28 protein-coding genes and 2 tRNA genes are annotated in these 25,379 nt (G+C 48.1%); 8 read left to right on the top strand and 22 right to left on the bottom strand.

Annotated features, from left to right (window positions below; all coding sequences use genetic code 11):
• Nucleotides 1-111: 111 nt before the first annotated feature.
• The 4 genes from AWQ22_RS11300 to AWQ22_RS11285 form a co-directional block, all read right to left on the bottom strand.
• Complete coding sequence (locus tag AWQ22_RS11300) at nt 112-480, bottom strand: endonuclease domain-containing protein (protein ID WP_065711139.1); 369 nt, start codon at nt 478-480, stop codon at nt 112-114.
• A 72-nt stretch (nt 481-552) separates the two neighbouring features.
• Nucleotides 553-1,734 carry a restriction endonuclease subunit S gene (locus tag AWQ22_RS11295; protein WP_198166488.1) on the bottom strand — a complete coding sequence of 394 codons (1,182 nt, stop codon included), beginning with the start codon at nt 1,732-1,734 and terminating at the stop codon, nt 553-555.
• Complete coding sequence (locus AWQ22_RS11290; protein ID WP_232321349.1) at nt 1,731-3,245, bottom strand: type I restriction-modification system subunit M; 1,515 nt, start codon at nt 3,243-3,245, stop codon at nt 1,731-1,733. The genes AWQ22_RS11295 and AWQ22_RS11290 overlap by 4 nt, the downstream gene beginning before the upstream one ends.
• A 116-nt stretch (nt 3,246-3,361) precedes the next feature.
• Entirely contained in the window at nt 3,362-3,754 is a 393-nt protein-coding gene (locus tag AWQ22_RS11285; protein ID WP_030007317.1) for an SHOCT domain-containing protein, read from the bottom strand.
• A gap of 122 nt (nt 3,755-3,876) precedes the next feature.
• On the opposite strand from AWQ22_RS11285, the gene AWQ22_RS11280 reads away from it, so the two are divergent.
• Nucleotides 3,877-4,194, top strand: coding sequence for a DUF1825 family protein (locus AWQ22_RS11280; RefSeq protein ID WP_012307841.1), 318 nt, complete (start codon nt 3,877-3,879; stop codon nt 4,192-4,194).
• The gene (locus AWQ22_RS11275; protein ID WP_065711137.1) at nt 4,194-4,967 is read left to right on the top strand and encodes an HAD family hydrolase; all 774 of its coding nucleotides are present in this window, start codon (nt 4,194-4,196) and stop codon (nt 4,965-4,967) included. Before AWQ22_RS11280 ends, AWQ22_RS11275 begins: the two co-directional genes overlap by 1 nt.
• Nucleotides 4,968-4,970: 3 nt before the next feature.
• On the opposite strand, the gene AWQ22_RS11270 is transcribed toward AWQ22_RS11275, so the two are convergent.
• The 3 genes from AWQ22_RS11270 to AWQ22_RS11265 all read right to left on the bottom strand — a co-directional run bounded on the left by AWQ22_RS11270 (nt 4,971) and on the right by AWQ22_RS11265 (nt 6,969).
• Nucleotides 4,971-5,744, bottom strand: coding sequence for an ABC transporter permease (locus tag AWQ22_RS11270; RefSeq protein ID WP_065711136.1), 774 nt, complete (start codon nt 5,742-5,744; stop codon nt 4,971-4,973).
• A gap of 26 nt (nt 5,745-5,770) precedes the next feature.
• Complete coding sequence (locus AWQ22_RS16955) at nt 5,771-5,938, bottom strand: hypothetical protein (protein WP_012307838.1); 168 nt, start codon at nt 5,936-5,938, stop codon at nt 5,771-5,773.
• Nucleotides 5,939-6,012: 74 nt separating this feature from the next.
• Nucleotides 6,013-6,969, bottom strand: a complete 957-nt coding sequence (locus AWQ22_RS11265; protein WP_012307837.1) for a ParA family protein — start codon at nt 6,967-6,969, stop codon at nt 6,013-6,015.
• 184 nt (nt 6,970-7,153) lie between these two features.
• On the opposite strand from AWQ22_RS11265, the gene AWQ22_RS11260 reads away from it, so the two are divergent.
• Nucleotides 7,154-8,254, top strand: a complete 1,101-nt coding sequence (locus AWQ22_RS11260) for an acyl-CoA dehydrogenase family protein (protein WP_071925388.1) — start codon at nt 7,154-7,156, stop codon at nt 8,252-8,254.
• Nucleotides 8,234-8,305 (top strand) — tRNA-Gly (locus AWQ22_RS11255). The genes AWQ22_RS11260 and AWQ22_RS11255 overlap by 21 nt, the downstream gene beginning before the upstream one ends.
• A gap of 168 nt (nt 8,306-8,473) precedes the next feature.
• Here the strand turns inward: AWQ22_RS11255 and AWQ22_RS11250 are convergent.
• From AWQ22_RS11250 to tatA, 8 genes are all read right to left on the bottom strand, one after another.
• Nucleotides 8,474-9,517 carry a hypothetical protein gene (locus AWQ22_RS11250; RefSeq protein ID WP_065711135.1) on the bottom strand — a complete coding sequence of 348 codons (1,044 nt, stop codon included), beginning with the start codon at nt 9,515-9,517 and terminating at the stop codon, nt 8,474-8,476.
• Nucleotides 9,518-9,616: 99 nt separating this feature from the next.
• Nucleotides 9,617-10,450 carry a matrixin family metalloprotease gene (locus tag AWQ22_RS11245; protein WP_232321347.1) on the bottom strand — a complete coding sequence of 278 codons (834 nt, stop codon included), beginning with the start codon at nt 10,448-10,450 and terminating at the stop codon, nt 9,617-9,619.
• Nucleotides 10,451-10,457: 7 nt separating this feature from the next.
• Complete coding sequence (gene secG, locus AWQ22_RS11240) at nt 10,458-10,700, bottom strand: preprotein translocase subunit SecG (protein ID WP_012307832.1); 243 nt, start codon at nt 10,698-10,700, stop codon at nt 10,458-10,460.
• A gap of 59 nt (nt 10,701-10,759) precedes the next feature.
• Complete coding sequence (gpmI, locus tag AWQ22_RS11235; RefSeq protein WP_065711133.1) at nt 10,760-12,337, bottom strand: 2,3-bisphosphoglycerate-independent phosphoglycerate mutase; 1,578 nt, start codon at nt 12,335-12,337, stop codon at nt 10,760-10,762.
• Nucleotides 12,338-12,494: 157 nt separating this feature from the next.
• Nucleotides 12,495-14,036 carry a Gldg family protein gene (locus AWQ22_RS11230; protein WP_065711132.1) on the bottom strand — a complete coding sequence of 514 codons (1,542 nt, stop codon included), beginning with the start codon at nt 14,034-14,036 and terminating at the stop codon, nt 12,495-12,497.
• Nucleotides 14,037-14,065: 29 nt separating this feature from the next.
• Complete coding sequence (locus AWQ22_RS11225; RefSeq protein ID WP_198166554.1) at nt 14,066-14,857, bottom strand: ABC transporter permease; 792 nt, start codon at nt 14,855-14,857, stop codon at nt 14,066-14,068.
• Nucleotides 14,847-15,824, bottom strand: coding sequence for an ABC transporter ATP-binding protein (locus tag AWQ22_RS11220; protein ID WP_065711130.1), 978 nt, complete (start codon nt 15,822-15,824; stop codon nt 14,847-14,849). The genes AWQ22_RS11225 and AWQ22_RS11220 overlap by 11 nt, the downstream gene beginning before the upstream one ends.
• Before the next feature lie 38 nt (nt 15,825-15,862).
• Nucleotides 15,863-16,039 (bottom strand): twin-arginine translocase TatA/TatE family subunit, encoded by a 177-nt coding sequence (gene tatA / locus AWQ22_RS11215; protein WP_041443593.1) that lies wholly within the window; start codon nt 16,037-16,039, stop codon nt 15,863-15,865.
• A gap of 164 nt (nt 16,040-16,203) precedes the next feature.
• On the opposite strand from tatA, the gene AWQ22_RS11210 reads away from it, so the two are divergent.
• The 3 genes from AWQ22_RS11210 to AWQ22_RS11200 all read left to right on the top strand — a co-directional run bounded on the left by AWQ22_RS11210 (nt 16,204) and on the right by AWQ22_RS11200 (nt 18,907).
• The gene (locus tag AWQ22_RS11210) at nt 16,204-16,959 is read left to right on the top strand and encodes a phycocyanobilin:ferredoxin oxidoreductase (RefSeq protein ID WP_065711129.1); all 756 of its coding nucleotides are present in this window, start codon (nt 16,204-16,206) and stop codon (nt 16,957-16,959) included.
• Between the two features lie 186 nt (nt 16,960-17,145).
• Nucleotides 17,146-17,937, top strand: a complete 792-nt coding sequence (locus AWQ22_RS11205; protein WP_065711128.1) for a DUF5131 family protein — start codon at nt 17,146-17,148, stop codon at nt 17,935-17,937.
• Nucleotides 17,938-17,950: 13 nt separating this feature from the next.
• Nucleotides 17,951-18,907 carry a three-Cys-motif partner protein TcmP gene (locus tag AWQ22_RS11200; RefSeq protein ID WP_065711127.1) on the top strand — a complete coding sequence of 319 codons (957 nt, stop codon included), beginning with the start codon at nt 17,951-17,953 and terminating at the stop codon, nt 18,905-18,907.
• A gap of 73 nt (nt 18,908-18,980) precedes the next feature.
• On the opposite strand, the gene AWQ22_RS11195 is transcribed toward AWQ22_RS11200, so the two are convergent.
• From AWQ22_RS11195 to AWQ22_RS16755, 7 genes are all read right to left on the bottom strand, one after another.
• Nucleotides 18,981-19,310: a hypothetical protein gene (locus tag AWQ22_RS11195; protein ID WP_012307825.1), complete on the bottom strand. Its 330-nt coding sequence runs from the start codon at nt 19,308-19,310 to the stop codon at nt 18,981-18,983.
• Nucleotides 19,311-19,443: 133 nt separating this feature from the next.
• Nucleotides 19,444-19,516 (bottom strand) — tRNA-Arg (locus AWQ22_RS11190).
• Between the two features lie 31 nt (nt 19,517-19,547).
• Nucleotides 19,548-21,224, bottom strand: coding sequence for a hypothetical protein (locus AWQ22_RS11185; RefSeq protein WP_065711126.1), 1,677 nt, complete (start codon nt 21,222-21,224; stop codon nt 19,548-19,550).
• 75 nt (nt 21,225-21,299) lie between these two features.
• Nucleotides 21,300-22,994, bottom strand: coding sequence for a hypothetical protein (locus tag AWQ22_RS11180; protein WP_065711125.1), 1,695 nt, complete (start codon nt 22,992-22,994; stop codon nt 21,300-21,302).
• A gap of 69 nt (nt 22,995-23,063) precedes the next feature.
• Nucleotides 23,064-24,041 (bottom strand): ABC transporter ATP-binding protein, encoded by a 978-nt coding sequence (locus AWQ22_RS11175; protein ID WP_065711124.1) that lies wholly within the window; start codon nt 24,039-24,041, stop codon nt 23,064-23,066.
• Between the two features lie 193 nt (nt 24,042-24,234).
• On the bottom strand, nt 24,235-24,432 hold the full coding sequence (locus tag AWQ22_RS11170; protein ID WP_012307821.1) for a DUF2949 domain-containing protein: 198 nt from the start codon (nt 24,430-24,432) through the stop codon (nt 24,235-24,237).
• Between the two features lie 446 nt (nt 24,433-24,878).
• The gene (locus tag AWQ22_RS16755) at nt 24,879-25,016 is read right to left on the bottom strand and encodes a hypothetical protein (RefSeq protein ID WP_157072221.1); all 138 of its coding nucleotides are present in this window, start codon (nt 25,014-25,016) and stop codon (nt 24,879-24,881) included.
• Between AWQ22_RS16755 and AWQ22_RS11165 the strand changes: the two genes are divergently transcribed.
• Nucleotides 25,015-25,356, top strand: a complete 342-nt coding sequence (locus AWQ22_RS11165; RefSeq protein ID WP_012307820.1) for a histidine triad nucleotide-binding protein — start codon at nt 25,015-25,017, stop codon at nt 25,354-25,356. The genes AWQ22_RS16755 and AWQ22_RS11165 overlap by 2 nt on opposite strands.
• The last annotated feature ends 23 nt before the right edge of the window (nt 25,357-25,379 follow it).

The raw sequence follows: 25,379 nt of genomic DNA, 5'->3' as shown, positions 1-25,379 counted from the left end.
GCTGATGTTCAGGATAGTTTCTATTTATTTGTGCCAGCATGATCGCCTTGACCCCCTCCCTAGCCCTCCCCTGAAAAGAGTAGGGGACAAGCTTTCTTGTTCTCCCCCTTCTTAAGGGGGAGCTAGAGGGGGTAAGTATTGCGTAAGCTGCTGATGAACGCCCTCAATATTGTGTATCACTTCGTCATTGGTGAATCGTAAAGTAGTAATACCTAATGAAGCCATAAAATCAGTGCGGATCGCGTCATAGGTTTGTGCTTCGGCTGATTTATGACTGTCGCCATCGACTTCGATGACAATTTTTAATTCGGGGCAATAAAAATCAGCAATATAGTGCCCGATGCCGTGCTGTCGGCGAAATTTTACGCCCATTTGTTTGCCGCGCAGGATTTGCCATAGTTTTTTTTCGGGTTCGGTCATGTTGTTGCGGAGTGTTTGGCGGCGGGTTTTGTATTCGGTTTTGTTGAAAATTTGCTTCATTTTGCTGTGTCCTGAGAGTGTTTTACCCCTCCCTAGCCCTCCCCTATGAAGGGAGGGGACAAGATTCTCCGATTAAGAGGGAGTTAGAGGGGGTGGAAAGTTTAATAACAGATCGCGGTAATACTCATATTGCTTTTGCCGCAGTTCAATTTCACGGGGTAAGCCTTCGCTGATGGAGGTGGTGAGGGTGTCGAATTTGTCGAGGATTGCAACGATGCGGGCTTGTTCTTCAGGGGGAGGAAAAGGAAATCTAAGACTTTTAAATGTACCTAAATTTATATTGCTTTGAGCACTTCCTTGCCCTTTTTTCTCCAGCTTAGTTTTAAGGGATGACAAGAGATATTCCACATAATCTGATGTGGTTTTCTCTGGATTTGCAACAAAACCAATAACACTATCAGGGAAACAAGCATCAAATCCTAGAATTGAGGTTTCTGCAATATTGGCTGCGATAGTAATGCACAAAGTTCCTTTAGGCCACAATTTACTTTGTTTTAAACCGATCTCACTATATGTCTGACTGTATGTCTGAATAATGTGAGATGCGTTTCTAATATCACCTGTTTGAATAAATGGAATATTTCCACCATATAATTTCGGATCATTTCTCGGACGATGTTTTGATTTTCCACGACCAAAATCAAGAGCCACTTCCTTTAACGTCTTCCACTCCACTTCACCTTCTTTAAAATTCAACAGGCGATCGCGGTAGTAGTTATATTGTTTTCGGCGTGCAGTCAGTTCTGTAGTCAGTTCTGTAAAAGTGTCCAAAATCCGCACGATTTCCGCTTGAATGGCAAGGGGGCGATCGGGGCATGGTATAGGGATCGGAATTTTTTCAACTTGATGACTCATTAGCTTAGGATTACCCATGCCGGAGTAAACATGCTTTTGCGCCTCAATTGTTAACCAATAAAATAAAAACTTATAATTAAGGTTTAATTCGTCATTGATTTTTATTAGCCCACAAACGTTTGTAATCGAGAACTTTCCATTTCGATAAAAAACAGTGCCTGCATTAGCTTCGTCAGTTGTCCAGCTAATAAACTCCCCATCAAAATCAAATGTATTGATTTTACCGATTATGCCGTTATTTGCAGTTTGGGAACTAAATACGGGATAGCTTCCTGCATTATTAACTAGATAACCTTTTGACATTACTCGACCGCGCTGTAATGTTGCTATATTCCCCAATGGCTTCCACTCCACCGCCGCCCCATCCAACAACCTTTCCAGAAAATTCATATCACTCATTCCCCAATCTCCGCCACGATTTCATCAATCTCAGCCCGCAGGCGATCAATCTTCGCTACCGTCGTTTTTAACTCAGCATTAAGCTCGTTTATATCAATTTTCTCCCGCGTATCCTCCGGCTCCACATAACTACTCACCGACAAATTGTAATCATTCGCCGTAATCTCCTCAAAGGTCACAGATTTCGCAAAATAATCAACATTTTCCTTACTCTCAAACACCCCCAAAATTTTCCCAATATGCTCATCCGTCAGGGTGTTCGTTTTCGTTTCCTTTTTAAACAACCCACTCGCATCAATAAACTGGGTTTTAGTATCCAGCTTATGCTTCGATAACACCAAAATCGTCACCGCGATGGTCGTCCCAAAAAACAAATTCGGCGCAAGGGCGATCACCGTTTCCACATAGTTGTTATCGACCAAATACTTTCTGATTTTCTTCTCAGCGCCACCTCGATAAAAAATACCGGGGAAACAAACAATCGCCGCCCGTCCCTTACTCGATAAATAACTCAAACAATGCAACACAAACGCAAAATCAGCCTTAGACTTTGGCGCAAGTACCCCCGCAGGCGCAAAGCGATCATCATTAATTAGCGTTGGATCATCCTTACCGATCCACTTCACCGAATAGGGCGGATTAGAAACAATCGCATCAAAGGGCTTTTCATCCCCAAAATGCGGATCAGTCAACGTATTACCCAACTGAATGTTGAACTTGTCGTAGTTGATGTTATGCAAAAACATATTCATCCGCGCCAAGTTATAGGTCGTGTGGTTAATCTCCTGCCCGTAAAAACCTTCTTCAATCAGGTGAGCATCAAAATGCTTTTTAGCCTGCAACAGCAGCGAACCCGAACCACAGGCAGGATCATAAATTTTATTCACGCTGGTTTGCCCGTGCATCGCCAACTGAGCAATCAACCGTGACACATGCTGCGGCGTAAAAAACTCGCCCCCCGATTTCCCTGCATTCGCCGCATAGTTCGAGATCAAAAACTCATAGGCATCACCGAACAAATCAATATGGCTGGCATCAAAATTCCCGAAATCCAGTCCCGCCACCCCTTTCAGCACCGCCGCCAACCGCAGGTTTTTATCCTTAACCGTATTGCCGAGACGGTTGCTAGTGGTGTCAAAATCCGCAAATAGCCCCTTGATATCCCTCTCAGAAGGGTAGCCATTCGCCGAACTCTCAATCGCCACAAAAATTGCTGTTAGGTCAGTATTTAGGCTTTCATTTGTATTAGCACTCGCGGCAATATTAGCAAACAATTGACTAGGATAAATAAAATAGCCCTTCGTTTTAATCGCATCTTCTTTAATGTCGGGCGTGATCACGCTATCGGGCAGCTCAGCGTAATGGATGCTGTCGTCACCGGCTTCGATGTAGCCAGTAAAGTTTTCACTGATAAAGCGATAGAACAGCGCCCCCAGCACATACTGTTTAAAATCCCAGCCATCGACTGAGCCGCGTACATCATTCGCGATTTGCCAGATCTGGCGTTGCAAGGCGGCCCGTTGTTGGGAACTTGTCATTTTTTTTCTACTTTATATCCATGCTTAAGTCACCATCGTCTGGGTATTATACACAATAAGCACCTCTCTCCGCGCCCATGTTTAGATTGTTAATTCAAGAGCTGGCGGCGTTTTTGCTCAAACTCATATTCGGTGATCAAACCTTCCACCCGAAGTTTTTCGAGTTCCCGGAGCGCTTCGGCAATGGCAGCAGTTTGTTGGACAGCGGCGATCGCCTGGTCAGACGCTGGAGCTTTTGTTAGACCAAACCGAGCTTGGAACGAGTCAAAATCTTGCAGTAGGTACCAGACCGCTTCGATGGCACAGGCAATTTGGGGGATCGGCGTTGACCAGAGGAGAATATACACAACGCCCCAGACTGGTTGCCCGACATAAAATTTGTGGACGCCGGAGAGGGGCGTTACCGAACCAAGGAGGGCGAGACCGACAGCAACTTTTCGGTCTTTGGGCTGGGTCAAAAATTTGGCGATCGCCTGTTTCATGGCATTTAGATGTGGAAAACCATACTTTGCGACGGGAAATGCCTCCACTAAAATTTAAGGAAGACACTCACCCCCTATGGTAGAGCAACTTATCCAAGCCGCAGCAGTGCATAGGAGTAATGATGGGATTTTTTGATTCAGAAATTGTCCAGCAGGAAGCCAAAACGTTATTTGAAGACTACCAAAACTTAGTCCAACTCGGCAGTGACTTTGGTAAGTTCGACCGAGAAGGCAAAAAAATGTACATCGATCAGATGGAAAGCGTCATGGATCGCTACAAAATTTTCATGAAGCGCTTTGAACTCTCCGATGACTTTATGGCTCAAATGGCCGTTGAGCAGATGAAAACCCAGCTTGGTCAGTTTGGCATGACCCCCCAACAAATGTTTGACCAGATGAATCTGACCCTCGAACGCATGAAGGCTCAAATCCCTGACTAATGGCAGCAAAAACAATTATCGCCTTTGACTTCGATGGGGTGATCTGTGACGGGCGTCCTGAATATTTCCATTCCGCTTCGCTTGGCTACCAAAAGATTTGGCCGGACGAACCCATAACCCCAACGGCAACCTTGCAGGGGAGTTTCAATGATCTACGCCCTCTGATCGAAACAGGTTGGGAAATGATTATTCTTTTGCGGGCGCTGCAGCAGGGCATTCCCATGGTTCAACTTTGGCAAGCATGGTCAGCCATTGTTCAACGAACTCTACAGCAGGAAAATCTCAGTGCTGCCCAGTTAATGGAAGCCCTTGATCAGGTGCGCGATCGCCAACTACAAACCCAGTTAGATCAATGGCTGGGGCGACATCATTTTTATCCGGGAATGGTGGCTTTACTGCAAAATTTATTGCAGCAAAATGACGCAACACCTTACATCATCACGACGAAGGAAGCCCGGTTTACGCGACAGTTACTCCAGCACCAAAACGTCGATTTCCCGGCGGCCCAGATTTTTGGCAAAGAGCAGAAACAGCCCAAAACCGTCACCTTAAAACAATTGCTTTCTCCAGAGGTAGAGACTTTTTTATTTATTGAAGATCGCCTCAAAACCTTAGAAAAAGTCCAACAGCAACCTGAATTAAGTACCTTGAAACTGTTTCTCGCGGACTGGGGTTATAACACCGCCCCTGAGCGATCTAGCGCCACACAGCAGGGGATTCCCGTCGTAAATTTGTCCCAATGGGTTCAAGCGGTCACTGAAAAAATTTCTTAAAGTCTACAATTGCCGCTCCACTTGGATCATCCGCCGGTAGGACAGCCAGCCGCCCCCAATCATCGCCAGGGCAAAGATGCTCAAAAACCACAGATGATTGGCGATCGCCCCGATAGTTTCCCCCTCAGCCCAAAGACCCACCAAAGCTTCATTCATGTGAAAAATCGGATTGTATTGGGCCGCATTGAGCAAAGCCTCCGGGAAGAGGGAAGTCGGTAAAAAAGCACCGCCAAGGATCAATAACGGCACGCCGAAGGTCGCGACTAAAGCGTTCACATCTTCTGTGCGTTTCGCCAGTTGAGTGCCCAGAATAAAGCCAACCCCCACATAGGCGATGATGCTTAGGAAAATAATCCCAATGCCCACCAGCACCGACCCCGTGAAGGTCGCCCCCACAAAAATGGCGATCGCAAAGACCAGTAATGCCTGACCAATCCCAATCAAACAATGGGCTAGGAAAATTCCTAGAAAATAGGCCGTCCCACTCAACGGAGAAATAAATAAACGCTTGAGGGTGTGCTGTTCCCGTTCCGAAACGACCGTCGCGATACTCCCCCCCAAGCAGCTAAAAAATAAAGCTGCTCCTACCAGCGTTGAGGGGGCGGCAAATTCCATGGCTTCAGCCAAGCTCAAACCTGCCCGCTCCGCCAAAATAAATCCATTGAGGAACAGCAGAGAAACTGGAAATAAAATCCAAAAAATTAAGCTCCGTCGCCGTCGCCACAACTCCAGCAAGATTCTCTGGCTAACGGCGATCGTTTCGTACCAATATTTCATCCGTAAAGGTGCCTAGCGATCATGGCCTACAGGGTTTGATCCAACTCCGCAATCAATTCATCTAATTCTTCGAGGGCTTGGTTAACATCGAGCCGCAGAGTGCCAATATTCGGATTTTCAAGCAGCTTGAGTAATACTGTTCGTTTACCTTTGATCGCGTCAATTTTTGTTTTAAGTACAGCCAGATCTGTCATAGCACTTCAAGATTTGTAGGAATAAATACCATCCGCTAAAGACCATACCCCAAAAAATGGGAGCTTGCCCAGGTCTATTCAATGTCCGCGAGGTTAATTCGAGAAGGACGCTGCTCTGCGAGGCCCCCTGCTTCCTTGAGTTTCGCCAGGAACTCTTCTGTGAGTTTCATAAATGCCTTCGCTCCAGCCGTATTTGGCATCGAAACAACGACCGGCTGAAATGTATCCAGGGCCTTGGCGACATTCACATCCATGGGGATTTTGTATTTAAAAATTTGCGTACTGGTAAAGTCATCACTAACCCGTTTCATCACTTGGTTATAGTAGCGATTGAGCAGGCTCCCACCAGAGAGAATAAAAACGATGCCCAATAGATCTAATTTAATCGGATCGATATTTCTGGGGTCAGTATCCTGATGGCTATCCCGTAGGGCACGGATTCGCCGTTGCAGTAGTTGAATTCCCACCACAGACAAAGGTTCGGGGCGGGCAGGCAAAATATAAAAATCGCTGGCGGCCAAACCACTCCGGGTTACCAGGTTATAGCCGGGGGCACAGTCCATAATGATGAAATCATATTTATCCATTACCGGGGCCAGGATCTTACGAATTAAGACCAGCTCAAAATTGTTCCAGATGGCTTGAAAGTCTAGGCTGGGATCTTTATGGGCTTTTTGGTGGAGCATTTCCGAGACGAGATATTCGTCATAAAGCTCAATGTCACCGGGAAGGAGGTCTAGGCCCTGGACGTTGGCAATGTAAGGGCAAATGATGTCGTTGATGTCCAGGCTTTGTTTGAGGGTCGGCTTGATGGCCATTTCGATGAGATGGCTAATGGTACGGCGGCCTTTGCGGATCCGGGCAAAATCCTGGGGAGGCATCAAACTGAGGGTGGCACTAATCTGGGAGTCGAGATCAACAACAAGTACGCGTTTTTTGTGGTGACGGGCAAGGCAGGCGGCGAGGTTGACGGTGAGGGTGGTTTTACCAACGCCCCCTTTCATGTTGACGGTACTAATGATGAGTGCCATAGGAACCTGGGAAATAGGTGGTTGGGTGAGTGGATTGACGGGGAAGTTAAGGGTGTTAGGTTAAGATTTTTAGTTATTGTACCGCCATCTTCTAGTTTCCTTTTGGAATTAGGGCAACCGCAAAATTGAGGATGCTAATGGTCAGGGACTCTGTAAAAAAGTAGGGTTAAATTATTTTTGATCAATGGGTCAGTTTACCTGGGAAAATTTAGCAGAATATCTCCGTTTATCGATCGCGCCCCAGGCGGAAAAGCTGGATCAAGATCCCCTGGCTCTCGGTCGAGCCCTTGATGGTCTAGGCGATCGCCACCTCCTGACGCTCCGGGTGCCCGAAAATTTAGGGGGTTCTGGGCTGAGCACGATGGAATATTACCAAGCCACAGTGGCAATGGCGGCGGCTTCGGGCACTTTAGCTTTTCTGCAAACCCAACACCAGAGTGCGGCCAGTCGCATTGCCCGGTTCGGCAACTCTGAGCAGCAGCGGTTATTACCCCAAATGGCCAGGGGGGATGTGCGGATTGGTGTGGGTTTTTCCCATCTCCGGCGGCGGGGTGAACCGGCAGTACAGGCAATTCCCCAGGGTGATCGTTATTGCTTAACGGGAACGATTCCTTGGGTGACGGGCTATGGTTTTTTTCAACAGGCGATCGCCGGAGCCACATTACCCGACGGTTCAGAATGGTATGGCCTGATTCCCCTCGAAACATCACAGCCATCAGAGCAGGGAGAAATTTTTTGTAGTCAACCCCTCCCCCTCGCCGCCATGGGAGTGAGTCAAACGGTGACAGTCAAACTCCAAAATTGGTTAGTTCCTGCCACAGATGTTCTGGTGATCCAGCCCCCCGGCACGATTCACAAAGGCGATCGCCAACAGATTCTAAACCATGGCTTTTTCGCCCTCGGTTGCGCGCGGGGGGTGCTCGATTGGTTAGCAACGGCTGAATTTGATGATTTAGCGGCCCTAGAAGATCATTGGCAGACACTCCATGATCAATTGTTTCGTGCTATTGAGGAACCCCAAACAGAAAGTTTCCAAACCCAGTTAGCGTTGCGTCTAAGCGTGATCCAAATGGCCCAAACCTTCGCCCAAATTGCCCTTACTTGGTCCGGGGGAGCAGGAAATTTACTCACCAGTCCGGCTCAACGTCTTTATCGCGAAGCAATGATGTACAGCATCTTTGGTCAAACCCAGGCCATTCGCGCCGCCATGGTCAAAAGCTTGCTACCGGGAAAAAGTTCAGGATATACTGTTAAATCGAATTACGCGGGTGTAGTTCAGTGGTAGAACGTCAGCTTCCCAAGCTGAATGTCGTCGGTTCGAGTCCGATCATCCGCTTTGACTTGGAAAATCAAGATTATTTCCCAGGATTAAAATTGAGTGGTTTTGCTCCATTCAGTTTGGAACAATTATCAGCCCCCCAAACACCCAAAAAGGTTCCCAGCAGATTATTGAATCCACTGGGAACTGAAATTTTGAGATCATCTAAGGACAAAAATTCGCATTTTAGTATTTACGCCAACGGTTGAGATAGAATTCGCCGATGCTGGCAACGCCTGTCGCTTGGTGAGTCTGGGCTTCTAAGGTGCGGAGGCGATCGCCTTGCAATTTGTATTGTTGCTGCAAATCCGCATGGGCCTGTTTCAGACTGGCGATCGCCTGGGCTTGGTCAGCTTGGGCGGCTATTTGTGCTCGACTAGACTGTAGCGCCTGTTCGAGTTGAGCGATCGCCTGGCGTTGCTGGGTCATTTGGCTTTGTAGCGTTGCCTCAGCGGTACTGGCTGCCTGGAGTTGCTGTTGCAGTGTTGCTGTTTCTTGTTGCAGAGCCGTAAGGCGTTCCTGGAGTTGGGTTTGTTCAGTTTGGGCTTGTCGTGCCGCTACCCCCTGTTGCTGGAGTTGAGCAATCTCTGCTTTCTGAGATTCAAGGGTTTGGGCAAGGGTTTTGTTCTCGCTTTGAATTTTCTCAAACTGGGTCGTGACTTGGTCAAGTTCTTGTTGCAATGCTTTATTTTTTTCGTTGGTCGCCCCAAGATTTTTTGCTGATTCATTTAACTGTTTTGTTAAGTCTTGAATCTGATTTTTTTGATCAGCAATTTGCTTTTCGAGGGCCGCGATTTTTGGAGACTGATCGGTGACTGCCGGGGCTGATTTTTCGACAGTATTGGGACGAGCCACTGGCCGTTTAAGGGGAGGAGAAGCCTCTGCTAATTTAGCTTCTAGATCAGCAATAACCTTCGCTTGAGAGGCAACTTTTTCTGCTAATTCTGCATCGGGATCAGGGACCGTTGGTTTGGTATTAGCGGCGGTGGTTTCGGCCAAATCTACTTGTACTTTTGCGGTGTCTTCGGCCTCGTTTTCAACGGATACCAAAAGATTCTTTTCTGCTTCCGGTGCCGTGATTGAGACAGTACCCGCCATTAGATTCTCGACAAAGGCAGACCGGGAAAAGCCAGATTTTTGAGCCATTTCTGCAAGGCGATCGATGGCTTGGGACGTAAGGGATAGGGTAACAGCATTTTTGCCAGTGGTCTTACGTTTCTTTTTTGCCATGTAGATTGCCTCAAAATTTTCTCTAGCCTTTAACTATAGGATAGGCATCTGCCCACTGTAAAGTCAGAAAAAGCCTTCATAATACTTCACAAAAGAAAATTATTGACCTTCTTTAAGGCTGTAGGGATCAGCGAGTTTTTTATTGGCAAAAGGGGGCATTGGCCAACCTAAGCGGGTCGGTTGTTGGTAAATTTTGCGGAGGGTATTGATATCAGCGGCAGAGATCCTTGCTTGGGTGCCCATTTGTCTTGGGAAAAGCGCATCTACAGCATTGGGACTATGACCCCAGATACCAAGGGCGTGGCCCAATTCATGGCAGGCGGTGTTTTGGGTGGCGATCGCCCCTTGGTGATCATTCAGCAGGATGGTCATGCGGTGGCGGAGGATATTTTGGTCATCGATATAAAATTCGTAGCGAGTTTCAGCATTGCGGCCCAAGGAATAACGAATTTCGCCTGTTTCTGGGTCGGTCTCCCTTTGAACTGGGGGAGCTTGGCGCTGGATGATGATATCCGCAGTCTCTATTGTTTCTACAGTTAACAACGGTATGTATGCTTGCCACTGGGCGATCGCCGCAAAAGTAGCCCGTTGCCATTGCTGTTGACGTTGTTGGGCCGCTGGACTGGCTGCCGGATCAAGGGGAGCCACATAAACCTTCACCGGAAACTCCGACCAGATCAAATGACCCAGGGGGGAAGGGGTGACGGCCTCAAAGTAATCTGCCGCAGTTATCGGGTCTGGCGTCCCTTGGAGCACTTCTGGCAAAGGATGAATTTGGGCTTGGGGTAACCGCGTGAGTAAGTCTGAGCTTAAACCATAGCTGCTCCACTGAATCCCTAAGGCGATCGCCAGGCCCCCAAGGATACCAAACCAAAAACGCCACCCCCAAAGGTGACGCCGCCAAGCACGAAAAATATCGTCCAACCTAGCCAAAGGAATCCTATTGACCAACGACTGGTGTTAACCAACCCGCACTCAGAATGACTGTCAAGCTCATAAAGGTAATGCACAAAATCCAAGTGGCACGGTTGAGAGCTGTTTCGGCACTTTTTGTACTGGTAAACATCTGCGCCTGACCGCCAATGCCCCCTAAACCGTCTCCCTTGGGGCTATGGAGTAAGACCAGCAGAATAAGGCCAACAGCGGAGACCATCCACACAATTTGCAAAATAGATTCCAACATAGATCAATGACGAACGAATAAATGTTTGATTTCAGCGGGGAAACTTTAGGATAACCGATTTATCGACGTCGAGTCACGGCATAGGGGGCCGGAGCAATGAGAGACTGACCCGTCATTTCCTGTGGTTTGTCAATGCCAAGAATATCGAGGATTGTCGGGGCGACATCTGCTAAACAGCCATTTTCCCGCAACACCACATCAGCACCATGACCTACCACCTTACGGCGTTCCCCTTCAATCAAGATAAATGGCACAGGGTTAGTTGTGTGCGCTGTCCAAGACTTCCCTTTTTCATCGGCCATATATTCTGCATTGCCGTGATCAGCGGTGATTAATGTCGTGCCGCCCATTTTGCCGATGGTTGCTACCAAACGGCCTAAACAATGATCAACAGTCTCAATGGCCTGTACCGCCGCTTCAAGTTTTCCAGTATGGCCGACCATGTCCGGATTGGCATAGTTAATCACCACCAGACTATAAATACCTTTTTCGATGGCTTGGCAGGCCGCATCCGTCACTGCTTTAGCGGACATTTCCGGCTTTTGGTCGTAGGTCGCCACCTGGGGGCTAGAAATCAACTCTCGGTCTTCTCCTTCGAAGGCAACCTCTAAGCCACCATTGAAGAAGTAAGTAACATGGGGATATTTTTCTGTTTCTGCGGTGCGGAATTGCTTCAGGCCATTGTCCGCAATCACTTCCCCAAGGATTTTCGTCAGGTTTTGGGGTGCAAAAGCGACCTGTACGGGCAAATTGGCGTCGTATTGAGTAAAGGTGACAAAATTGAGATCCGGAATCAGTTCCCGCTCAAACCCTTGGAAATTTTTGTCTACTAGGGCATAGGAGAGTTGGCGGGCGCGGTCGGGTCGGAAATTGTAGAAAATCACCCCATCGCCTGGTTCAATGGCGCCTTCTTTAAGACGCACAGGCGGGATAAATTCATCGGTCACACCGTTGTCGTAGTGGCTTTGGAGGATCTCAGCAAAGGAACGTTGGTCGAGATTACCGTTTTGGGTCATCACGTCATAGGCTTGCTTGACGCGATCCCAGCGGCGATCGCGATCCATGGCAAAGTAGCGGCCACTGATCGTCGAGATCGAGCCGACCCCAAATTTATCGATGTGCGCTTGGATTTGTTGAAGATAATTAATTCCCTCGGTGGTATTGGTGTCGCGCCCGTCGGTGATGGCATGGATATGGACATCGGCAATGCCGTTAACCTTGGCTAGGTCTAACAAACCGAGGAGGTGATTGAGATGGGAGTGGACACCACCATCTGAGCAAAGACCAATGAGATGTAATTTTTTTCCGGCTTGGCGGGTTTCTCGGCAAACTTTAACGAGGACGTCATTACGGAGGAAGGAACCGTCTTCAATGGCATCGGAAATACGCACCAGTTCCTGGGGGACGACACGTCCTGCCCCAAGGTTTAAGTGACCGACTTCAGAATTCCCCATTTGGCCATCTGGCAGCCCCACCCTTTTTCCGGATGTATGGATTAATGTCGAAGGGTATGTAGCGAAAAAGGCATCGACATTTGGTGTATTGGCAGCCGCAATGGCATTTGCGTTAGCTTCTTGACGGTAGCCCCAGCCATCTAAGATTACGAGCACCACTGGGGATACAGGTGCGTTCGCCATGATGAATTCTTTCCTCTATTGTGGGTGTCTGTACGGGGGAATGCAAATCGATAATATCACTTTCTGTAATTTAGACTATCATTCCCGAAAATTAATAATGTTTTAATGTTGTTTTCTCAAAGTTTACGTAAATTTATCGGTCATCTCACATATTTTTCTAACGGCGTCGCCAAAGGCAAAAGATTGCGCCGCCTAAACCACCAAGGGGAAATAGGATGGGGGCAAACCAGGCAAGGGTTGCAATTTGCCAACGACGGAGATTTAGACGTCGCTCTTGGGGGGTTCTCGGTTGGATTGCGAGGGGCGCCTCTTCCGTTTGGGCCAGCCAATTTACGGTATTGAGCAAGAGGTCGCTGTTTAGGTATTGTTCTAGCCAACCGTTGGTTACAAAGGTGGTGTTACCAATTGCCACAAGGCGAGTTGCCTTTATTGTAGCTTGGGAATCTATTTTTTCCAGGGCCCAGCCAAAGGTCAGGGGGCCGGGGCGATCGCCTGGGGGGTTAAAGGTCGGATCCGGGATTTCGGGTTGGCTTTCGGCCCAGGCCTGGTCATCGGTACTGAGGATTGCGGTGGCGGCGATCGCCTCTGTGGTGTCGCTGAAAATGGGGCGCACCGCTTGATAGATAGAGTTTTGTCCAGCAAGGGCCGTGGTGATCGGATGGTCACCGTATTGATTTAATACGAGGGTCGATTGTCCTAAACCGAGGAAGTCCGCCCGGTTCCCTTGGTCGAGAATGAGCCGTTGATCGAGGCTGAGGCCCCACTTGTCCAGAAGCGAATTTAACTGGGGGTCTGTCTGGGGATCAAGCAGAAGGAGGAGACTTTGGTTATTCGCAAGGGCAGTTTCCAAGAGGGCAACTTCTCCTGGGAGAAATGGCGTTTGGGGGCCAATGACTGCAATCAGATCGGCATCTGGGGGAATCGTAGGCGTTTGGGTGAAATTTAGCGGAGAGACTGCATAACCTTGGGTGGCCAAAAGTTGGGCCATCTGCCCTAGCCCTCCGGGAATTTGATCGAGGGGCGGTTCGCCGTGGCCTTGGAGGACGTAGAGGTGGGGTTGGCGATCGCCTTGGATTTGCAGAATGCTATTGGTCAGTTGGCTTTCTGTGAGGGGTTCCCCCTGAGCTAGCACTTTCAGCAGTTGGGTTTTATCGCCATATTCAAGGTGGACTTCGCCGCGACTCTCGACCTGGAATCGCTGTACCGCCTCGATATTACGGTCTGGATCGACAAAAACATAGCGAAAATTATTGGGATTGAGCCGTTGATAATTGTCTAAAAAGGGCTTTAAATTCGCATCGTCCGTTTCCTGAAAGAGCCACAGGGTTAGAGGTTGAGATAGATTTTGCAGCACCCCTTGGGTTTGGCTAGAGAGGGTGTGGATTTGGTTTTCTGTGAGATCAATGCGGAGAGGAATCTGGATAGCTAAAAAATTCGTCAGACAAAAAATGAGCAAAATGGCGATCGCCCCGACAACCCCATTCGTCCCCATCTGGGTAGATCGCTTGCGCCAGAACCGTTGTAGCCCCGTTCCCAGACCTGGAAAATGACTGACCCCCCAACCCAACAACAATAACCCAACCAGAATCAAGCCATAGGCGAAGCCTTCTCCCGTGGCCCCCAGGACAACAGCGCCCGCGACCACCAGAGCCAAGCCTAACCAAATGAAATATCGTGAAAATCGTTGCTGTGGAAACATGATGCTCTGTTAACAATATCAAGAAACCATCAACGCCGTGTCCAGCGCAAAGCTTCAATGGATTGGGCCGTGAGGACAACCCCCAGAATGCTATAGCTGAGGAGTAAGACCAGGCTACTGCTATCGAAAATTCCCTCGAGGAAATTGTTGTAATGTTTTAGTAAAGAGAGATGTTTGAGGCCATTGCCCAACGGCCCCGACAGGCGATCGCCCAGCATATCCAACAGCCACAACATCAGCACTAGGGTAAAGGTCAAGACCGCCGCAATCAGAGAACTGTCTGTTAAAGATGACACGAACATCCCCAAAGATAAAATAGCGGCCACCAAGAGCAACAAGCCCAGATGCGCTAAAAGGAAAAGACTGAGGGGAAAAGCTGGGGCTGCATTCACTAAGACAATCAGTTCCCACAGCACCATGGGCAAGAACAATACCGAAAAAAAGGTCACGACTCCCAACAATTTGCCCACTGCCACCGCCCAGTTCGTTACCGGGGAAGTCGCTAAAAGTTCCAAAGTGCCCTGTTTGCGTTCTTCAGCATAGAGACCCATGGAGAGCAACGGCAACAGAAACAACACTAAAATGCCCAGGATGCCCCAAAAAGCCTGGAGAAATTCCGTGGCCACATCAATGGGTGGTAAGGCAACGCCCATCTGTTCTTGGGTCGCGACAAAGGTAACAATCCCCTGGGGGCCGATCAGGAGCGTTAGGAAGAAAAATCCCCCCAAAAACCACAGCAACGTCGCAAAAATATAGGCAAGGGGAGCCGTAAAGTAGCTCTGTAGTTCCCGGCGAAAAATCGCCACAATATTATTCAGCATCAGCATGGAGTTGTTCAGACATCGGATCGTCCGCCTCAGCGTCTAATAATTCTAAAAAAACGTCCTCAAGGCTGGGGCGCAGTCGCTGCATTTCATAGAGACCGACCCCGGCATTGACAAGGATTCTGGCAATGTCTTTGCCCCATTCGGGATTGTCCGCAGTGGTGAGTCGGAAGCGGGGACGACGGGGATTCATTGGTGCCAAAGATTCGATATGAATAACACCAGATAAGGGATCGAGGAGACGTTGGATTTGCGCTAGTTCGCCGTCGGTCTCTAGTTCGTAACCGTGGTAATTGAGGAAATGATTCTGGAGATTGTGGGGGGTATCGGTGGCGACGAGGTGGCCTTGGTTAATCATTACCACCCGGTCACAGGTGAGACTGACTTCTGATAGGAGATGGGTGGATAACAAAATAGTGTGATCGCCGCCTAAGGATTTAATCAGGTGTCGCACTTCGATCATCTGGGCGGGATCTAAACCAACGGTGGGTTCATCAAGAATGATCACCGGCGGATCATGGACGATCGCCTGGGCAATGCCGACCCGTTGCCGATAGCCCTTAGACAGATTACGGATGTGGTGGTTGGCTTTGGTTTGTAATTGGCACTGGGCGAGGGCAGCTTGGATTTTGTGGGGGCGATCGCCAGCACTGACCCCCTTGAGCTGTGCGACAAAATTGAGATAGCCAGCCACGGTCATATTGGGATAGAGGGGCGGATTTTCCGGGAGATAGCCCAGGTGTCGCCGCACTGCCATGGATTCTGTGTGGACATCGTAGCTCGCAATTTTCGCCGTGCCCGTTGTCGCTGGTAGATAGGCACTGAGGATCCGGAGCGTGGTCGTTTTCCCTGCGCCATTTGGCCCCAAAAAACCGACAATTTCCCCTGTTTCTACCCGAAAACTGAGATCGGCGATCGCCTCTGTCTGGCCATAGGTTTTGCCAAGCTGCTCAACTTCAATCATGGTGCACTTAAAATTTCGCCAACCCCAAATAACTAAGCCTAACGTTGGTCGGAGTCAAGATAATCCTCTTCTGTCTCTGGAGTTTCCATTTCTTCTTTGAAGCCCCGCAGGGTTTTTCCTAGGGCACTGCCCACTTCAGGGATTTTTTTGGGGCCAAAGATCAACACCACCACCCCTAAAATAATCAACACTTCAGGCCAACCTAAGCCGAACATGGGCGTACCCCTCACAAACATTAATTTATGGGACAATTGTGCCGCATTTGCGGCGGTTCCAGTATATCTTTGGTTCTAAATTCTGGGTCTAGGTCACCGCTCGCGTTACCTACAGGGATCTAGAACATTGTTTTAAACCACCTTTTAAGATTGCTTTTTCGCCCATGACTGCCCCTGCAACCAAGCCAAAATTTTATCCCCTCATCGAACAGCTCGCTGGTGTCATCCTCGAAACCTGGCATCAACACTTAGATCTAGAACCCTTTACCCTGCCGGAGGGCCTCGGCTACATCGAAGGGAAATTAGAAGAGGAACGGCTCACCATCGAAAATACCTGCTACCAGAGCCAGCACTTCCGCAAAATGCACCTGGAAATGGCCAAAGTGGGCGAAAACCTCGATATTCTCCATTGTGTGATGTTTCCCCGCGCGGAATATGCTCTACCAATGTTTGGCTGTGATTTAGTCGGTAATCCCCGTGGGGTCAGTGCGGCGATCGCCGATTTATCCCCGACCAGTGCCGATAAAACTTTGTCTACGGCTTACCAAACACGACTACGACAAAATCAAGACAACTTAAATTTTTCCCAGCCCCGTGATCTCCCGGAATGGGGCGCAATTTTTTCGGAATTTTGCCTCTTTATTCGTCCCAGCAATCCCAGCGAAGAACAGCAGTTTTTGGAACGGGTGCGGGAATTTCTGACGATTCATTGTCAGTTGGCCTTGGGTTTAGAAAAGCTTTCTGCGACTGACCAGGCCATTTATCTGGCTGGACAACGGCACTATTGCCAAGAACAGCAGCGGAATGACAAAACGCGCCGTGTTTTAGAAAAGGCTTTTAACCCTGACTGGGCCGAGCGCTATATGAGTCAGGTGCTGTTTGATATTCCTAATTCTGGTCAAGCCAGTAAAACCTCATAGTATAGATACAGCATCGAATTCTCTACAGACGACCTTTTGATAAGTTTGTAACGAGACAATTTATTGTTACTTAATACTGTCTAATACATAGCTAGTACTAAAAACTATATCAAACCTTAAAATCGGATAAAACAAAAGTTCTATAATTTGATTTGTGACCAATCTTGTGAGGTATGTATCAGCGCAATGTCAAGTACTAACACTGGTATTGAATGGACGGATAAAACATGGAATCCCACGACTGGATGTAATAAGGTGAGTCCGGGTTGTCAGTACTGTTATGCTGAGACACTTACAGGGAGATTTCCTAAGAGCTTTCCACAAGGTTTCAGGTTGACACTGCATCCAGAACGATTAAGTCAGCCAAAAAAGTGGCGAAAACCCAGTCGAGTTTTTGTTAATTCCATGAGTGACCTTTTCCATAAAGATATTCCCTTTTCTTATTTGCAAGAAATTTTCACAGTGATGAAAGAAACTCCATGGCACGTGTATCAGATCCTGACTAAACGTGACCAGAATTTGACAAAATTAGCATCTCAACTTGAATGGCCTAAAAATGTTTGGATTGGTGTATCCGTAGAAAATCAAAAATATACTCATAGAATTGATGCTTTGAGACAAGTACCTGCACAAGTACGCTTTCTTTCGTGTGAACCTCTTTTAGGCTCGTTGAGCTTAAATCTAGAAGGGATTAATTGGGTAATTGTTGGTGGCGAGTCTGGGCATCAACATCGCCCTATGAATCCAGAGTGGGTGCGCAATATTTTATACCAAACACGAAAAGCTGATGTTGCATTCTTCTTCAAACAGTGGGGGGGACATCACTCCAAAGCTGGTGGTAGAATGCTTGACAATAAAATTTGGGATGAAATGCCATCTGCTTGGTATAAACATCTTGATAAATGGCCAAAACAAAAGATTTCTAAGTATCTTAAATCTGATGAATTAGAACAAAGACATTTGATTTCTGCACAATAAAGAGAGCTTGACTATGAATCGTCTTGGAAGTGAGGGTGAGGATATCATTGGACGTTGGTCAGAGGAAAAGTTGGATTTACTGGGGAAGTACCTCAAAGCTTACTCGGTTATCATGAATGAACAGAAAAAAAGTTGGCTTAAAGCATATTATTATATTGATGCTTTTGCTGGCTCTGTTAGACCTTTAGCAAGAGAACAAGGACAACAAAATAGTAAAAATCATCAGCAAGCACTGCCTTTACTACCAGATAACAAACATATTATTACTGAGGAAGAACAGCGCTATATCGATGGTTCTCCTTTACGCGCCTTGCAAACAGAACCCCGTTTCGATGGATACTGGTTTATAGATGTTTCTCCTCAACGTATAGCTCGTGTGAAAAGGCTGCGTGAAGAATTTTTAAATTGTGTAATCGAAGTACGTAAAGGGAACTGTAATCAGGTCTTGTGTAATGAGATCATTCCACAACTTCCCTATGCATCAAAACAACGAGCATTTGTTTTTTTAGACCCCTATGGTTTACAAATAGACTGGGAGACAATAAGAAAATTGGCAGATACTAAGACCTGTGATATTTTCATCAACTTCTCGGTGATGGGTGTGACTCGTTTACTCCCTAGGGATCAAAATCCAGAACCAGAAGTGATAGAACAATTGAGTAAGGTTATGGGTAGTACAAACTGGATTACCGAGATCTACAGAGAAACACCAGGAGTTCAACTAGATTTATTTGGAAATCCAACAAAATCTACATCGAATCGTGAGGCAATTCAGGCTGAATGGTTAGCCCGCTTGTATACACAGCAATTAAAAGCACTTTTTCCACATGTTAGCAAGCCTGTACTCATGCGCAATTCAACAAATTCAGTGCTGTATGCGCTATGTTTAGCAAGCCACAATCACACAGCTATCAAGATTACAAACGAAATCTTTAATCGGTACGAAAGATTAAGGGATCTGGGAAGATAGAAGAAGATCTTCTTAAGCTGATAAAGCTTAAGATGTGACTCTGTAGCTCCCTGAGGGCTGAGCATGGGAAGCTTTAGTTACCACAGCAGCGGTCAATGCCCAGACTATCAAGGATTAAATCACTCACGGCATTGGCCACCGCAAATTCGCCATAAAACGATTCTTTAAAGTTGAAGGATCGCATTTCTGTGACGATAGCAATCACGAGGGAACCAAGGTCATTTTCCCCTTCGAGACGTTGACGCACGTAAATTTCCCGGGCGCGATTGGCAATTTTTTCGTTGGCCGGTTCTGGTAAAAACTCCGTATCAAGCCAATGCTGTAGGGATTTTTCTAACCATTGTCCCTCAATGGCGGGATCAGTAATCGGTGGTAAGGTGATCGGCGGAATCGGTTCAGCCATATAAATTGCGAAAAAGGTGCACAGTAGCGGATTGACCCTCAGTATATCAATTTCCCTTAGACCTGGGGGCCTTTAAGAAAAACGACCTGCACCTTACGGAAGACAAGTCGTTAATGTTTTTTCTTTTTTTTCACGAGCACGGAGGGATTCGAACCCCCGACCCTCAGAACCGGAATCTGATGCTCTATCCACTGAGCCACGTGCCCATACAGGAATACAAGAATAACATGTTTTAGATCATTCGGTAGGGGTCGGCTGAAAAGTTTTCAGGTCGGATTGTCCGAGGCGTTGGATCTGTTGTTGTAGTCCCCAAAGACAGCCGAGAATCATGCCCCACTGGGCGATCGCACTCCAGATCACCATGCTGGGTATGGCTAGAGCAACGGCACTGAGGGGAAACGCCGAAAAGAGGCCGAAGGTAATGGACAAGGTAAAGCGTCCATGGAAGACCATAAACAAGATAAAAGGGACAACACTAGGCCCGATAACGACAACGCCGAACCAAATAGCTCGTTTTTGACGACGGAGAAAGATCCATTGGGTTAAAGCAGCGAGGAGGAAAAGGCAACCTCCCTGGAGTCCTAAAGCTGCGATCACGAGCAATTTTTGGCTGGGCAGGGGGGACAAGAGGACAATAGCCATTTGGTAGCCCGTGGTGAGGAGCAACATCAAGGCGATCGCCCCTAGGGCTGGAGAGCGATCATTTCTGAAAAAGACCCATTTAAACTGTCGACGAGCAACATCCTGATGCCGAAATCTTGCCCAATCCTGTACCCGCTGCCGGGTCGGTGTTAACAAAAGAATTAACCCCAACATCACCACCCAATAGAAGCCTTGTAGGGTTTGAAAATTGGCAAAAAGACGTTCGGGGCGATCGCCAGCCCAAACAAACCCAGTCATAAAAATCGTGCTGCTAATGGCGACCCCGCAACCCATGGCCTTCGTGATCATCGTGGCCTGGGGATCATAAAAACGCCGCCGAATCCCTTGCCAAGCCAAGGCCCCTAAAAGAGCATAATGGATCGCCATAAACCCAAGGCCCCCCAGCCCGATCACCCAAAGGGAAGAGCCGTACCATTGGGTCTGAAACCAGTTATGGGGCAAGAAATAACCGATGGTTTCCGGGGCGAGGGAATTTTGGTCAACGAGGTAATAAAAGATATTGCCCGGATAGAACAGCCGCACCCAATCAAAGGGGGTATAGCTGGGAAAATTATCCTCAAAGCAAGCCACAGACATCCCAAAGAGATACAGACCAAGGCCACCACTATAGAGCCAGGTGTGAAAGCCCCCCAACAGTTCGCGCCCCACGAAACTCCATAGAACCGCCCCCGTAAAGGCAGTGAAACTAGCGGCGATCGCCACCCCATAAAGCACCATTAGCCAACCCAGGGAAACACCACCTTGAACGCCTAACCGCAGGTGCCAGGGCAGAACAAAAGCTAGGCCAACGTAAATGAGGCTAGGCACTCCCAACAGCTTCCCCAGCAAAATTTTTGAGACGGGTTGGGGACTGAGGCGCACAAAACCCAGGGTGCCCCGTTGTTCTTCCTTCGCGACATCGGCCCCAATTAGATGGCTACCAACCACTAAGAGAATCCCCAGGCCGATCAGGGTCAGGGCCACAAACACATCAAAATGCCACAATTGCCAGTTAATCAGCCAGTCGTTGCCATCCCTCAAACATTGATAGGTAGACTGCCAGTAGTCATCTTCCGGGCCGGTACAGTAACGGTTGTAGGGTTGATCAATCAGGGCATTTGGCAATTCTCCCAAGTAGAAAAGGTACAGGAGGAATTGGGTAAAGCAAGCAAGACCAAAGGCGATCGCCACATTTTTACGGGTGAAGCGGCCTTTTAATTCCCGAAAAAGTTGGGGATTCCAATCACCGAGGAGGTTGAGGATTCTATCCATGGTTGATACCTGGGATTATGGTTCGTAGCAAGGGAGAAGTATTTTCGGCCGACGAGACTTCAGGTAATTTAGGGATTAACCTGCTGGGGTCAGGGTTTGCTTTAGCTCTGAGGTGCTAAGCTGCTGAATCCGGCGACCCACAACCCGATGCAGCACGGCGATCGCCCCCATTTGGCCCAAAATGGTGAGAAAAATGCTGGCTAAACTGGCGTTTTCAGTGGCGACCATCGGAATAATTGTCCAGAACCAAGGGGCCGCCTGCAATTCTGGGTTAACGCCGTTAATGCCGAGGAAAATGAAGGGCAAAATCACCCCACTGGTGACGAGAATCGTGGCGCCGATGCCTTGCCGCTTGCCTTTTTTCAGGAGTACCCGCTGGGCCACAACACAAAGCAGAACAACCATTAAGCCCTGCATCACCACCCCAAGCGCAAAGGAGATTTTGTAAGGGGGAGCGACAATTACAGCCACAGCCAAGGCGATCGCCCCGGTGACAATGACAACATTCACCATCACCGCACCAATGGCAGGACTTCGTTCCCCAAAGAACCAATCTTGCCATTCTCCTTTTTGGTAACGGCTCCAATCTTGGAGGGACTGGAACGACGGCGAAAGCACCGCCATCAGCGCAAATAAGTAACAACTACCGGCCAGGGAAAGCAGTAGAAAATTAAATAACCAATCGTTGTGGTTGGCGATCGCCCCCAGGGGAGATTGCACCGTAAAGCCAAGCCCAAAAATGGTAAGCAACGCCGTTAGGCCATAACTCTGTTTCTTGCTAAGAAGGGTGCCATTGAGATAATGAAATTTCCGGCGGAACGCTTGGAGAAACCAGTAGATCCCTACTCCGTAAAGCAACAGATAAATCAGAGCGGCGATCGCCCCATTCTCCCAAAGATAAACCCGGAAAAAAGAAACATCGGCGAGGCTATCGTAATTAAACGTAAGCAGTTGTTCCGCAGCGGCACTGGCTTGACCCAAATACACCAACATATGCAGCGGATTAAACAAATTGACGCCATCCATGAGATTGCCGACGTGGCTATTTTCCTGGAGGAGAAACGTCGTGCTCCCCATCATCAAGTAAAAAAGTCCCCCCGTCGCTAACCAAGCTTTCAGGGCGGGTTGGGTTGGATTCACCAAACTATACAGCGCCGCACCACTGTAGAAAAAGCCGTAACTAGCTGTGATCACACCGTAGAAAAGCAGGATTAATGGCAACGGAATGCCGCCCCTGAGTCCGGCCCAAAAGTGTAAGGGGAAAACCAAGGCCAGACCGACATAAATGAGACTGGGAACCCCTAAAATCTTGCCAATGGCGATCGCCTGGGCCGACTGGGGACTCAATTTGACGAAGTTTAATGTGCCTGCCTTTTGCTCTTTGCCCAAATCTTGGATTAGTAAATAAACGCCCCCCAACAGCGCCACGAAAAATCCCACCACACTGAGGGTGATAAATAGGTCAGTCCACCACAGGGGCCAATTTAGGTTCAAATTTCCCGTCGCATCAGCCACACAAAAGTTTTGGCTATGGATTAAATGGCTATTGGAATCAAAGTCTGCCGGGGCGCGACCAATGCAGTAATGGTTGGTGGTGCTAATCCCAGCACTGGGGAGGGCGATTCTCAGACTTAAATAAAATATTCCCTGCGTGAAAAAAGAGGCGATCGCCACTAAACCGAGGGCTTTTTTAGACAGTCGGCCTTTTAGCTCCCGAAAAAGTTGAGGATTCCAGTCACCGATGCGGTCTAGCCATTGATGAAAAACCATGATGTTTTGGAGATGGAGATCAATAAACGATTAAAAAATGTAGGCAAACATAAATTTAAGCGACCACTACTAGGTTGTTTGTTGGTGGCCCAGCTTCAGGAAAATGCTTTCTAGATCCTCCGTTTTGCCATAAAACTCAGACACTGGGATTCCCGCGGCGATGAGATCTTTTAAAAGTGCCGTGCTTTCTGCGGGAGTTCCCGCAAATTCTACTTGCAAACGGTTGGGGGCGCAGCTTTCCCAACCCCGAACCAGGGGCTGCTGCTTTAGTTCCCCCACGAGTCCGTCTAGGTTATCCAGGGTACTAACCACTAAATATTGCCGGGAAAGCCGCTGATACAAATCCTCTAGGGAGGTACTCTCGACGAGATAACCCAATTCCATAATGCCCACAGAAGAACAGAGTTCTGCCAAATCACTGAGGACATGGGAGGAGATCAGGATGGTCATGCCAGCTTCCTGGAGCACCTTAATAATTTCACGAAACTGCATCCGCGCAATGGGATCTAAACCCGACACCGGCTCATCCAGGAGCAATAACAGCGGTTCGTGAATAATGGTGCGGGCCAGGCTGAGGCGTTGTTTCATCCCCCGGGAAAGGGTGGCGATCTTATCGTCTCGCTTGTGGGTAAGTTGCACCAGCTCTAGGACTTCGCTTAAACGACGCCGACGACGGGGTTGGTGGAGATTATAAAGACGCGCGAAGTAGTCTAGATAATCCCAAACATTGAGGTCATCGTAGAGGGGGAAATCATCGGGGAGATAGCCGAGGCGCTGCTTGAGGTGGGGGTTGCTGTCGTCCCGCAGGAGGCGATCGCCATGGATATAAATTTCGCCGAGGGTGGGTTCCTCTGCCGTGGCCAGCATGCGAATTAATGTGGTTTTCCCGGCACCATTAGGGCCAATCAAGCCGTACACTTCCCCCGGTTGTACCTGAAGTTCCACATCACTCACAGCCACCTGTCGGTCAAACTGTTTCGTCAAATTAAAGGTGGCGATCGCCATTTGGTCAATGATCGGCGAAGAGGTCGATTGTGCAGCAAGCATAGGCCCTTAAATTCTCAACCTAATTTGCCCCTAGCTTAACCACAGTTAACCGCCGCTGCCCTGGGCCGTTACAAAATTGAAACAGCATCTCCCCAAGGGTTTTTTCACTAAAAAGCAGGCCCCACTCGTGCGAGAACCTGCATCACGTATCATCCGTTGTGATTGGGTCAATCCAATTCAGCTTGAATTCTTTTTACGCTGTCTCCAGCCATTCATAAATGCGGTCTAACTGCTCTAGGGTCACCAGGCCATACTGCCACAGCACCATGGGTAAAGGATGATGGGCAGAGGTATTACTCCGATGGCGTTCCATCACAGAAATAGATTCCCCAGGGATAGCCAGTTCTTCTTGCAGGAAGTGAATAAATTTTGAGTAGGTGATCGGCGTCATATATGGTTTTGCGCTCCATAACTTATGGAAATTTCACTAATACTTAGCGGTGAGGGAGAGGAGGATATGCGTTGACTGGGGTGAGGGGAAAATTGAAATTATCCTAAAGGACTTTGAGACAAACAAACATTATCTTAAAGGTGAATTTTTGATAAGTCTGTAGTAGAGATCACAAGGGGTTAGATTTCGCCTAGGGAGATGGGAACTCAGTGAAAAAAAGGTGACCCACGCTCTGCTCATCAATACTCCAGCCTTTATAAGTTTCCCCGATTATAGGGAGTGTTTTTCCCTTATGGTGTGCTGTTTCTGTTTTTGCAACCCCAGATTGGTTAGGATAAAAAGAACCAAATTTCACCGGCAAACCTAGAGGCCCTATTTAGGTCGATGGTGAACGAAAAAGTGGAACCGATAAGGTTAAGGCCCATATCCTACTGTGCTTTTTTGCATTAAGCAAGAATCTTAATATCTTTTTCGGTTTGTTTGCGGTAGCGGGGATTTGCTTCACTGAACTTAATACTCAAGCGCCCCAGGCGAGCAACCCGATAAAATAACTCCCCAGAGACTTTCACAAGGCGATAGCCCATGAGCGATACGATTTTTGGCAAAATTATTCGGCGAGAAATTCCGGCGGATATTGTCTATGAGGACGATCTAGCCCTGGCTTTCCGTGATGTCAACCCCCAAGCCCCTGTGCATATCTTGGTGATTCCCAAAAAGCCAATTCCCATGCTGACGGCGGCCGATGATACAGATCAAGCGCTTTTGGGTCATTTATTATTGACCGTTAAAAAGATTGCCCGTCAGGAAAACCTCGATAAAGGCTACCGTGTCGTGATTAATACTGGTGAAGATGGGGGCCAAACGGTATTCCATCTCCATCTGCATCTCCTCGGCGATCGCCCCCTAGCTTGGCCTCCTGGCTAAATCCTTGTAGCGTAAACCCCAGG

This window comes from Picosynechococcus sp. PCC 7117, from assembly GCF_001693275.1.
Lineage (GTDB): Bacteria > Cyanobacteriota > Cyanobacteriia > Cyanobacteriales > MRBY01 > MRBY01.
The sequence above is the reverse complement of the archived record's forward strand: the minus strand, read 5'-3'. Positions and strand labels throughout refer to the sequence as shown.